This is a genomic window from Acetivibrio sp. MSJd-27 (assembly GCF_018918095.1).
Lineage (GTDB): Bacteria > Bacillota > Clostridia > UMGS1840 > HGM11507 > HGM11507.
Window position 1 is genome coordinate 1 of the sequence record NZ_JAHLPV010000056.1, and the last position, 11,868, is coordinate 11,868.

The following is an 11,868-nucleotide window of genomic DNA, read 5'->3' on the forward strand; positions in this document are numbered from 1 at the left end:
TATGCGATGTTCATGCCAATCTCCTGCATGGTACGGCGCAGCGAGGGGATGCCGTACAGGTGCTGGATGAACACAATTTTGAACAATACCACCGGGTCAATGCTGGGACGGCCGTTGTCACGGCTGTAAAGCGCATCCACCAAGTCGTACAGATGCGTAAAATCCACCGCGCTGTCAATCTGCCGCAGCAGATGCTCCGATGGAACCAGCTCCTCCAAACATAGGATTTCTACTACATTTCTGCGCAATTCCTGCTCTTTTGCTAGCACACGCCGTCCCTCCCCAGTCTTTTCTTATCTTTATTTTACCACACATACGCAAAAAAGCCCAGTGTATACTGGACTTTTTCGACAGGCTGAAAAACAGCCGGCAGGTGAAAAACCTGCCGGCTGTTTTTGTGAAGGAAGTAATAACATTTATTTTTTATCTACAGCATTTGTTGTTGTTATTTTCACATACATTATTATTTGCCTGTTCCGTTATATTGGACGGTTTACAGGGCGGGAAGAATTCATCTACAGGGAATTTCAGTCTTCTGAAGATGTTGCATGGATCTTCTTCCGTAGAACCTACGCATTCTTTTTCCGGCACGCAGAAATCATATACCGGGATAAGTAATTCTACGCTTCTTTCCAGCCTCACAATTGTGAAAAGGCCGAGAGTCACATAGACTTTTCTGTTATGTCCTGCAACGACAATGTCATCATCAAAGCATTTGCAGATTTCCCCTGGAATGCTGGAGACATCCATGTCACATTCGCAGCAGCAGCTGTCGGACTTATCAACGATTTTTGCATTCAGCGCAATGGGGTCAACAACTTCAACGATTGCTTTGGGCAGATTTGTTTTGACACATTCTGCAATATCAGAATCGTTGGGGCGGTATTTGGAAGAAAAGATTTTTGCATTACCTTCGGAACCAAAAAGAATAATCTTTTTGTCAAAGGTTGCCAGACCTTCTACCAACACCGGCCTGCCGCATCCGGTAAACACATCCAGATATACCTTGAAGAAGTATTTTAAGTCAACCGTATAGAAGCCCTTATTAAAAGGAACGGGTTCTACATCGGTATATACCCAGATGATTTCCGCTTTCCGGAATTTTACGTTGATTGCTCGATCGACGATCTCTTGGCCACAAACTGTTAGGAATACTCTAAGGTCTTCAAGGCAGTCTTTTTCTTTGCAGGCATCATAGACCTTATCCGTATGTATACAGACTTTGTCTCGGATGGATGAATTGTTTCCGTTCGGATTACATTTATCAGCCATGTATCATAACCTCCATTTAAAATTGATATAGAGAGATTCGTCTCAATCTCAATAATATAATATGACAAAAACCTCTATAAGTGACTACTTTTTATAACCTTGCGAAAAATGTTCCCTGCTTCTGTCATGAAAAGCAGGGTTAGCCGTTGGCTTTTCCGACAAAGAAATCCGCTTCCTCTTTTCAACGGTACTATAATCTTTCCTGAATCGTTGGATGATTTTGTGAAGCGAATCATTTGAATGAAAAGATATTTCAGGGAAAGGGGTATTGTAACTTAATAAAAAGAATAAAGTGCGCGGAGAGAACTGCGCACTTTTTATATTATGCAAAAAAGAGAATTCCGTGAAGAATGGGAAGAGCGGATGAAATCACGATTTGATCATATATAAAAATAAGGTTTTTCTTCAAATATAAACAATAAAATATAAATATTGACAAATTAATTGCGATATGGTAGACTACTTCTTGCTGTGAAAATTATGGATAATCATTAAAATATATGTTTTTTTGGTTAGTATATTCCATTTTTGAAAAGAGGCTGTTATGAATACAAGTTAAAATTTTTTTAAAAAGCGTATGAAAAAATGAGAAAAAGGAGTTTATAAAAAGATGAGAAAACAAAAAATAATTGTTTCAATGGCAATTGTGCTGTGTATTTGCCTGATTACAAGTATCTTTATTTTAGTACAGGCGGGAATCGGACAAACCGAAATATCGGAAGATACCTTTCAGAACAGCATCTCCCAGCAGTTAAGCGGAGAAATTATTGCAAAAGATATGGTATCTGTTATGCGTTCTCACGGATATTATACCGACGAAATACGCAGAGGCATTACGCAATATGCCAATATTCTTATAAAGTATCATTTGTCCGCCGAAGAAACAACCTATATTATGGAACAAGTGAACAGTGGACGGGATTTATCAAAAATTTGTGAATTATATTATTTTATAAAAAATACAAGCCTGAACTACTCAGACATCGGTCCCATGTATGCGATTGGGGAGCAAAACGAATTCAGCGGAGATTACTGGGCAGAAAACGCTTTTGATACCTATACGAACAATGAGAACACCTTGGATAAAACTGAAATTTTGGCGTTTTTAGATGAAACGATCGGATTGGAAGATGTTCAGCTGGCGAATATTTTATCGCGAAGAGGAGTCAAAACGATCCGTGAGATAATCGGCGATATGAAAAACGGGACAGATATAAGCGAAATCATTGCTCAGATATATCCTGAGATTTCCTTTTCGCCGGAATGCTTCGGCAATATTACAGATGGATTTGTGCTTTTGGAAAGTATTGATATCGCTCAAATTTTAAAATGTGATATCAATTCTGTGATAGAGGATGGGAAGATTAAGGAAGCAAGCCGAAATGAAGTTGCAGCTCTTTTGGACGCAGTGTATCAGTTTATCCAGGAAAACGGCTTTGAAGAAAGAGTGGATGATATCGTTTTAAATGAGGCAAAACAGGAACTTCCCCATATTGAAAAGGATGCGATTGAGAAAAAGTTGAATGCGGGAATGTCTGTCAGAGAAGTCATTGCACTCTTCCGTGAAGAATAGGGGGTCATTGAATGAGAAAGATATTATGTTTTGCAGGTATTGTATCAGCGTTTCTGCTTTGCTTGGGGTTCAACTGTGCTTTTGCGGCTACCTCCCAGGAGATCGATGCACTGATCAATAAAGAGCGTTACTATGATATTTACGGAACGGAACAGCTGCAGCAAACTCAGGTGTCAGATGCAGGCGTCGAGAAGGTAAACACCAGAGAGGGTAACTTGATCTATACCAGCACCGATTTGACGTTGCCGGGAAAGGGCGGTTTTGATTTCAGCCTGACAAGAAGCTATAACAGCAATGTGGTGACCGAAGATCACAAAAGCTATATTTATTATCTGGGAAAATATTCATCGGGCTCCCGGACAGAAAGGGTTGTAAGAATTAAATATATTTCTTCCGCAAAGCCGTCTGACGTCATTTATGTCAACTATGACAGCGAGCAGGAAATGTTTCTTGCAGAAAACGGGACAAACTCTATCACCAAAAACGGAATCGTATACAACAGAGATTTGACGGTCAGACCCAGTTCCCAAAACGAATACGGAAATTACTGGGTTCCGAAAAAGATGACAATGTCCGGTGTTTTTGAATTGGGAAACGGCTGGAATTATGAGTTCCCTTATTTTGAAACAACCGATGAATTTGAAATAAAAAGCTCCGGAAGCACAAAAGCGACCGGAAATATCGAACGCGGACATTTCTACGATCCCGAATACGGTCAGCTGATGGATTATATCATCACTTATACATATACCTCAAGCGGCATTAAGGTAGATATGAACACAGCGAAGACAAGATTTTATATCTATGAAGGACAGTCAAGCCAGCCTTCCAGAATGTATAAAATCGTTTCATTTAAATATGCAAAAAATTTAATTCCCTCTGATATTCAGTTTGTCATTGAACGAGACGACGGCGTTCAGTTTCATATGAGAAAAGACGGCTTGATCGGGAAAAAAACAGACCGGTATAATAACACGATTTCTTATACATGGAACACGGATAAATCTTTAAATTATATTACAGACTCATACGGAAGAAAAATTACATTCGGCTCCGATCATATCAGCGTCAACGGCAAGCAGGTTCTTTCTTTTGTGACAACAAGGGAGAACGATCCTGCCTTGGATCCGAATAATTATTACCGTTCTGATGATAAATGCTTCCTGACCGTGACAAAGGGGGACAAAGCGGTCACTTATGTCTCCCATGATACCGATAACATCCTGTTTCTGCGAAACACAAGCATTCCGCTTAGAATGCCGGGGTATACGCTTAGCGAGATAATACTTGATACAGGCGGCAAAGTGCAGTATGGATACACGGTTGCCGAGGTGCCCTATATCTATTCTGACAACAAATTAACGGATTGTTACAGAAAACTGGGCAGGGTTGTAAAACGGCAGCTGTCAGATTCCTCGGGGGAACAAATTGTTGAAAAGGATGTTTCAACTTGGACTTATGAGCTCACCTCTGAACGGCAGTCCATTGCCGTTATGAACAAAGAAGGAAGCGGCTATCAGGTGACCGACACGTACAATGCTGACGGTACGCTGAAGAAAAGGGAAACGGTCGGGGAAAACAATACCGTAATTCAGGAATATACTTATAAGAAAGCGCCGGAGGGCAATTATCTTCCCACCCGTATTACAGAAACGGTAAAGGACGGGGATGTCAGCTATAAATTAATCACAGACAAAACATATGATACGGAACATCAGTATCTGTTAACCTCCAAAACTTATAAGGATTCCGTCTCAACAGAAAATTTAATTGACCAGTCAGGTTATTCCTATACCACATATGGAATCAAGACATTGGAAAACAGCAACGGCTACAAAGTTCGTGCAATATATGATCCCAATTATAAGGCGCCAAGCGCCGTATACGATGACTTGCGTTATAAGATGCTGGAATATGATGGCTCAGGGAACGTTATTCGAACAAAAGACCGATATTCGGAATCAAACAACAAACTGCATGTCACGACTTATTTATCCTATGAAACATCCGCAAATACGGATCAATTTCTGAAAATCACTGCGGAAGTCAGAGATGTTGAACATTTAACGGATACAGATCAAAAAAAGGCTGTGACCATAAAAACATATGATGTTCTTGGAAATCTCATGCAGGAGCAGGATCCGAAAGGAAATATTACACATTACGCCTATGACGGCGCAAACCGTCTGGTGAGAACCACCTATCCGGACGGCTCTGAAAAAGAGATTACATACAATGACACGGACAATATCGTAACCGTCAGCCAGGGACAGGTAAAGACACAGTATCATTTCGATGTGTTTGGCAATGAGAAGGCGGTTTATGTCCTGAATGGAAACAACCAGTTTGTAAAGGCAAAGGAAACGGTCTATGACGCGTTTAACCGTCCGGCATCCATCGCTGTGTTCGACGGCAGCCAGGAAAAAAGCCGTGTAGAGTATACCTATCACAACGATAACACCCTAAAGACCTCAGTCATAAAGCAGGGGGATACGGTTCTTAGCCAGCAGGAATTTTCCTATGATTTAGAGAATAACCTGGGGGAGGTCAGCCAAGTCAAGACAACCCGCCTGAGAAACGATCCCCTTGCGGACACGGTGATCAAGCAGTGTTCGGACTACAAAGGAAATATCGTGTCGGAGGAAGCGTGCTATCCGGATGCCGACGGAAATCTGCAAACCATCAGCCAGCAATATGAATACAACGCAGCCAACGATATGATCAAAAAGATTGATTTCAACGGCAATACCGAAACCTATACTTATGAAATTCCAAAATTGCTTTCCTCTGTCACAAACGCTCAGGGAAAGACTTCTTCTATTACCTATGATAAAATGGCGCGTAAAACGCAGGAAACGGATTTCAACGGCAATACAAAACAATATCTTTATAACTATTTAAGCTTCCTGACGGAAACCCGGACGCCAATCGAAGAAAATGTCACAGCAAAAACCAAATATTATTATGACCGAAACGGAAACCTGACAAAGACCGAGCAGCAGAATAACAAGCCGGGAGAAGCGGAAGCCTATTCCGTCACGGAAAATATTTATGACAGCATGAACCGTCTGACCGCCGTCAGAGTCAATGACGGGGAAAAAGACAATGTGGTGAGATATGAATATGACGCTTTGGGAAATGTGACAAAGCAGATCACAGGACTTTCCTCTTTGGAGCAGGCAGTGGATCCTTCCGTCCATTCGGTGACAGCTTATGAGTATAACGAGATAAACAAGCTTTCCACCCTGACCGATCCGCTGGGCGCAACGGTTCAGTATACCTATGACAGCTTGGGAAACCTGAAGCAGACGACCGATAAAAAAGGCACGGTCATTCAATACCAATATGATGGTTTGGGACGCATGACAAGCCAGACTTCTTCCGATGAAACCATTGCCATGGCATACAATATGCTGGGCAAACCCACCAGCATAACCGACGGCACGGGAACCACGGCCTATACGTATGACGGCCTCAGCCGGTTGACAAAGGAAGAAAAGAATGGTATTGTAAAAACGTACCAATACGATCCGAATGGAAACCGTACGCTGTTCCAGCTGAACAGCAACGGAACTCTGGAACTGAATACCAGCTATACCTACGATGAGCTGAACCGTCTGAGCAGCGTGGTCAACGGGGAGGACGAAACCAGCTATACTTACGACTTTAACGGCAATCTGTTAAGCGCGAATACCAACAATCAGTCGATTGCGGAATATACCTACAACAAGGCGGGGCTTCTAACCGCGCAGACCAGCAAAAAATCTCCGACGGAGCTGTTGGCGGAGTACAGCGTGCAGTATTATCTGAACGGAAACCGTTCGGGCGTACAGGAAACCGGAAAACCGTCTGTCAGCTATGTGTATGACGGGATGGGAAGACTGTCGAAGGAGACGGTGGAAAATACCAGCGTCACCGATTATCTCTATGACAGCAATCAGAACCGCAGTCAAAAAACAGTGCAGAATCTGGCGGACAATACGGTAAGCACAACGAATTACACCTATAACCGGAACAACTGGCTTCTGAGCGAGGAGAACGCAGGCGTGCAGAAAACCTACAGCTATGACGCCAACGGGAATCAGACGGCGGTACAGCAGGGAGAAAACACCGATACCTTCACCTATGACAGCCTGAACCGGATGGCAAAGACGGTTATAGGAGGAACGGAGACAACCTATACCTATGACTACAGCGGACTTCGCCAGACAAAGACCACAGGCGGGTTGACCACCAAGCATATCTATGACGGGAAGAATATTGTCATGGATGAGAAGAGTGGAGAGAAACAGGTCTATCACAGAGGGCTTTCGCTTGTTTCCAGAACGGTGAACGGAGGAGACAAGGAGTATTATTCCTTCAACGTGCACGGGGATACAGCGGCACTGTTTGACGCCGCCGGAACCATCACGAAAAATTATGATTATGATGCCTTCGGGAATCAGACAACAGCACAGGAGAACGACAATAATCCGTTCCGATACTGCGGGGAATATTTCGACAATGAAACCAACTTCATCTATTTAAGAAATAGGTATTATGATCCATCTGTCGGTCGTTTTATAAGTGAAGATCCTGTGAGAAATGGGATGAACTGGTATGCTTACTGCTCTAACAACCCTATAAACAGAATTGATCCTCTGGGATTGTTTGATTACAATACGAGACTTTCATATAGCCAAACCTATAATGAAGATGTTGAAGTTTTACAAAATGAATTAGCTTGGCTTGGGTATCTTGATATGTCTGACGGCGGATGGGGATACTATGGACCAAAAACACAAGCGGCTGTAAATGCATATAAAGATGATATGGGACTTGGCAATACGGGAAAAGATAAGGGCGTTGTTGGTTTGCAGACATGGACGAGTTTAGGACTAATCTATAGGACTCAAAAGGATATTAGTGTAGGAGTTATAATATCTACAATTGGAAGAAAACAATACAAAGATGTAAGTATTCCAATTAACAATGCTTTGAATAGGGATAAAGAAGAATTTATGAAGCATAGTGGCGATTTTGGCTGGTTTGCTTCAATGGTTGGGGATGATGGAATTTGGAATTTAAAATATTATAATAATGGTTATTCCTCTTGGGAAAATACTATTGGAGCAACATTTCCTGGATATTCGACTCAAATGATACTATTTGGTGAATTTTTTACTCTTGAGGAAATTGGAAATATTACATATGGATACCTTGGTGGAGTGAGTGGTTTTTCTTATTCTTTGATTATTGGTTCTGTCGGTAATCAATTTAAAAATCATGGATTTAGCGATTGGAGTAATGAAGGACATGATCAGGATATGATATGGAAAGGATATGAGTGGTATAAATCAACTTTAAGTCCACAACCGGGTTCGGCACCAAGATAATTCAAAATTTTATAGTAAGCTAATAAGTAGAATGAGGAGCAAGGATTATTGTGAATATTTGGCTTTCGTGCTTAAAGGGAGTAATTGCAGGACTGGTAATTTCTCTTGTTGGAAATATAGGTTATATAGTATTTTTGTATGTATCTTTTGCTAATATTGTTTTTTATCTTATGGCAGTCCCAAGTTCAGTAGCTGTATTTTTTGTTCTCAAAAGCGATAGTATTAAACACCTTATTTTATCAGTGATAGTAATGGTAATTGGTTTTCTAATTTGGGAATTAATATTTAATGGATTTGGGGTAGTGAATTACTTTTATTACAATAAATATCCAAATGCTGTTGAATTTTCGTTGGGTGATGGCTTTGCAATGGCGATAATTTACATTTTTGATTTTATTGGAGCTACCATAGGAACAATTGGAGCATTTATTCAAACCATATTTAATCAGAATAAAAATTAGGGCATAACTGGTTGCTGAAAGGTCAGTATATCAGGGGGACGGTTCGTGACCACTGAAAAAGTCGAGTTTTCGATGACTGCTTAAAGACAAAAAAATTAAGAGATTACATACAATGACACGGACAATATCGTAACCGTCAGCCAGGGACAGGTAAAGACGCAGTATCATTTCGATGTGTTTGGCAATGAGAAGGCGGTTTATGTCCTGAATGAAAACAACCAGTTTGTAAAGGCAAAGGAAACAGTCTATGACGCGTTTAACTGTCCGGCATCCATCGCTGTGTTCGACGGCAGCCAGGAAAAAAGCCGTGTAGAGTATACCTATCACAACGATAACACCCTAAAGACCTCTGTTATCAAGGAGGGGGATACGGTTCTCAGCCAGCAGGAATTTTCCTATGATTTAGAGAATAACCTGGGGGAGGTCAGCCAAGTCAAGACAACCCGCCTGAGAAACGATCCCCTTGCGGATACGGTGATCAAGCAGCGTTCGGACTACAAAGGAAATATCGTGAGGGATCATAACAGGATGGTCCGGAGAGTTTCAAGGGAAAACCGTACAAGTGATAATTGTCGATCTAAATGATGGAGGTCTTCATTATACAAAGAATAAGCAAAAGAGTTTAAATATAGAAATAAAGGATTCGTATGGGGTATCGAATTTATCTGGCTGGTATTCAAAAAGTGATCCAGGTTCTATTGAGATGTATATTGGAGATTCTAGAAATTCATATAAATATTCAGGATCTGATTTTGCTATGACTGTAGCCCATGAATTTGGACATGCATTAGGAATCGGAGATTTATATAATGATAGCGGGATACCAATTAAATTTCCAGCAATGATGAACAATCAATGGGAGGTAAAGGGTAAAGCCCAACAGGTTGATTATGCTATGATGCTAAAAGCACAAAAAGAAGATAAGTGGCAAAGATGGAGTGAAAATACTGATTTGCTTGATGAGTTAGGGATTCTATATAAATAAAGGAGTTGTAAAATGAAGAAAAGTTTTTTTGCTGTTTTGCTTATTTTATTCATCAGCTTATGTATTAATGCAGGGATTATAAGTTTTGCACAAGGGATAAATATATCACAGGTGTCCTATCAAATATTTATAGACAATAAAGAGATTCAATTGGATAGTCCTATATACATAATAAATGATAGGACTTATGTTCCTTTGAGGGAACTCTTTGAACTTCTAGATAGAAAGGTAGAATGGAGAGATGGAATGATTTGTGTCATTGATGAGGAAGAGAATGGATTATATCCGTTTGAAAAGGATGGTCTATATGGTTATAAAAATAAAAAGGATGAAGTTGTTATAAAACCTAAATATTCTTATGCATCTTCTTTTCATGATGGATTAGCTGCAATAAAAGGGGGTAAGGGCTCTGACGGGAAATATGGATTTATTAATGAAAAAGAAGATAAAGTAATTCCTTGTATGTATGATCAGGCAAGTAATTTCAGTCATGGCTATGCTTTAGTCGCTGTCTCCGATATATCGGATAATGGCGGTTCTATGACTGAACATACAATCTTTTATTTTATAAATAAAAATGGAGAAAAGCAATTCGATAAAGAGTTTCTGCTTGCGTATAGTTTCAGTGAAGGTCGAGCAGCCGTTTTAAAAGAAGGATACGGAGCTCCTCTGCCCCCAGATGGTAGAACATACAATAAGTGGAGTTATATAGGAACAGACGGAAATTATGTGACAGAAATGACCTTTGATGAAGCTTTAAGTTTTAAAAACGGATATGCATATGTAAAAAAAGATCAAAAATGGGGTATGATTGATTGGAATTTTGATTTTGTAATTGATTGTATCTATGACAATCTTGAAGATGTACAAGAGGCTGCCGGTCAGAAGAATCTATTAATTTAAAAAGAAAGGTATCATAGAAAAGTCACAAATAATATTGTCGTAAAAACAATTTCGTGAAATCAAATTTGGAGGTAAATCGTATGAAAAGAATGACAGCAGTTGTTTTATCGATTCTTTTGATGAATATTTTTGTATTTGGTGCAAATGCAGAAGAACATATAAAAGCGGAAAGAGAGAAAGAAGATTTGTCCGGAAATAAAGTTGTTGATATAAGCGAAACCGTGGTTTTAAACGGAAGTTACCTTATTCCTTTCCGTTCGGTTTTTGAAGAATTGGGCGCAAAGATAGAATGGGAGGCTGAAACAGAAAGAATCATATTGTCAATACAAGGAGAGCAGTATGTTTGTGAAATGAAAGCTCCTAATAGGTATTTCCCGAATGATAAGTATTTTTATGTGAAAAATATAAAAGCTGGAGATTCCAAATTATTAAAGGATCATATTCAGTTGAACCCTATGGGAGCAGGAGGAGGTTACAAGATGATCGATGACAGAATATACCTTTACCCAGATACTATGCGAAGATTACTTAACTATTTCGGATATGATTTGGAAATAAAGACTGAAGTAACCATTAACAGAAAACGATAAGAAACAAAAAGGGACGGTTCTCCTGACAATTTTAAAACTGTCACTAGCACCGTCCCTTTGATATATTTAACGATAACAACCTAAAGATCTCTGTTATCAAGGAGGGGGATGCGGAGCTATTGGCGGAGTACAGCGTGCAGTATTATCTGAACGGAGGAGAGAGGGAGTATTATTCCTTCAACGTGCACGGGGATACAGCGGCACTGTTTGACGCCGCCGGAACCATCACGAAAAATTATGATTATGACGCCTTCGGGAATCAGACAACAGCACAGGAGAACGACAATAATCCGTTCCGTTACTGCGGAGAATATTTCGACAATGAAACCAACTTCATCTATCTCAGAGCGAGGTACTATAACAGCGAAACCGGAAGGTTTACGACGGAGGATCCGGCGAAGGACGGCGTGAATTGGTATATATATTGTGGAAATAATCCGGTGAATTTCAGGGATCCTACGGGTAACTGGGCTGAAGATGGAAGTGATAGTAGATTTAAGGATAATAATCCTGTTGTATATCGGGCAATTGAGGATTTATCAAATACGTGGATAAAATTAGATTGGACAATAGTCAATAAAATAGACAGAAAAAGAGAAAGATTAAGAGGAAAACACCTCCTCAAAAGTCAGTTCTTTTTCGTTGGGCGTCAAGTAAGCATTTGAACTATGTGGGCGCTGGGAGTTGTAGAAATGAATATAAGTAAACA

The 11,868-nt window shown here is 40.2% G+C and carries 10 protein-coding genes; 8 read left to right on the forward strand and 2 right to left on the reverse strand.

Translation table 11 applies throughout. The features are described from left to right. Together KQI32_RS12305 and KQI32_RS12310 are read right to left on the reverse strand one after the other, a co-directional pair. The coding region (locus KQI32_RS12305) for a transposase (RefSeq protein WP_216423449.1) at positions 1 to 269 on the reverse strand (269 nt) is incomplete at its 3' end. A 154-nt stretch (positions 270 to 423) separates the two neighbouring features. Then, complete coding sequence (locus KQI32_RS12310; RefSeq protein ID WP_216425715.1) at positions 424 to 1,272, reverse strand: hypothetical protein; 849 nt, start codon at positions 1,270 to 1,272, stop codon at positions 424 to 426. Positions 1,273 to 1,882: 610 nt separating this feature from the next. On the opposite strand from KQI32_RS12310, the gene KQI32_RS12315 reads away from it, so the two are divergent. The 8 genes from KQI32_RS12315 (at position 1,883) to KQI32_RS12350 (ending at position 11,824) form a co-directional block, all read left to right on the forward strand. Then, the gene (locus tag KQI32_RS12315) at positions 1,883 to 2,845 is read left to right on the forward strand and encodes a hypothetical protein (protein WP_216425717.1); all 963 of its coding nucleotides are present in this window, start codon (positions 1,883 to 1,885) and stop codon (positions 2,843 to 2,845) included. 11 nt (positions 2,846 to 2,856) lie between these two features. Then, positions 2,857 to 8,220 carry an RHS repeat-associated core domain-containing protein gene (locus tag KQI32_RS12320; RefSeq protein ID WP_216425724.1) on the forward strand — a complete coding sequence of 1,788 codons (5,364 nt, stop codon included), beginning with the start codon at positions 2,857 to 2,859 and terminating at the stop codon, positions 8,218 to 8,220. A 50-nt stretch (positions 8,221 to 8,270) separates the two neighbouring features. Beyond that, positions 8,271 to 8,681, forward strand: a complete 411-nt coding sequence (locus KQI32_RS12325; protein WP_216425725.1) for a hypothetical protein — start codon at positions 8,271 to 8,273, stop codon at positions 8,679 to 8,681. Positions 8,682 to 8,855: 174 nt separating this feature from the next. Continuing rightward, on the forward strand, positions 8,856 to 9,266 hold the full coding sequence (locus KQI32_RS12330; RefSeq protein WP_216425726.1) for a hypothetical protein: 411 nt from the start codon (positions 8,856 to 8,858) through the stop codon (positions 9,264 to 9,266). After that, on the forward strand, positions 9,244 to 9,666 hold the full coding sequence (locus tag KQI32_RS12335) for a hypothetical protein (RefSeq protein WP_216425727.1): 423 nt from the start codon (positions 9,244 to 9,246) through the stop codon (positions 9,664 to 9,666). The genes KQI32_RS12330 and KQI32_RS12335 overlap by 23 nt, the downstream gene beginning before the upstream one ends. A gap of 12 nt (positions 9,667 to 9,678) precedes the next feature. Then, complete coding sequence (locus KQI32_RS12340; RefSeq protein WP_216425728.1) at positions 9,679 to 10,569, forward strand: WG repeat-containing protein; 891 nt, start codon at positions 9,679 to 9,681, stop codon at positions 10,567 to 10,569. 80 nt (positions 10,570 to 10,649) lie between these two features. Beyond that, positions 10,650 to 11,159, forward strand: coding sequence for a stalk domain-containing protein (locus tag KQI32_RS12345; protein WP_216425729.1), 510 nt, complete (start codon positions 10,650 to 10,652; stop codon positions 11,157 to 11,159). A gap of 119 nt (positions 11,160 to 11,278) precedes the next feature. After that, positions 11,279 to 11,824, forward strand: a complete 546-nt coding sequence (locus KQI32_RS12350; RefSeq protein WP_216425730.1) for an RHS repeat-associated core domain-containing protein — start codon at positions 11,279 to 11,281, stop codon at positions 11,822 to 11,824. Positions 11,825 to 11,868 lie beyond the last annotated feature (44 nt).